The organism is Aequorivita marina (assembly GCF_031631895.2).
GTDB classification, from domain to species: domain Bacteria; phylum Bacteroidota; class Bacteroidia; order Flavobacteriales; family Flavobacteriaceae; genus Aequorivita; species Aequorivita marina.
The window spans coordinates 1-389 of record NZ_JAVMBW020000045.1; the positions used below are offsets into that span (position 1 = coordinate 1).

Below are 389 nucleotides of genomic sequence, written 5' to 3' on the forward strand. Positions count from 1 at the left end.
CCATTGCAAACGTTGGATGCCAATGCAGCGATTACCTCAACAGATCCTGTAGTATGGTACGATGCATTAACCGGCGGAAACACCGTAAGCAGTCCAACCCTTAATAGCGTAGGCAGCACAACCTATTATGCCGAAACTGCAATCAGTGGTGGCTGTAACAGTTTAACAAGAACAGCGGTAACGCTAACGATTACCGATGCGCCCGATGCACCTATAAGTGGCGGAGATATTACGGAATGTCAAGAAGATCCATTGCAAACGTTGGATGCCAATGCAGCGATTACCTCAACAGATCCTGTTGTATGGTACGATGCATTAACTGGCGGAAACACCGTAAGCAGCCCAACCCTTAATAGCGTAGGCAGCACAACCTATTATGCCGAAACTGC

The 389-nt window shown here is 47.8% G+C and carries 1 protein-coding gene; it reads left to right on the forward strand.

What is annotated here, in order from left to right:
- Positions 1–389, forward strand: a 389-nt coding sequence (locus tag QPK98_RS15610) for an Ig-like domain-containing protein (protein WP_494337541.1), incomplete at both ends; no start/stop codon positions are given.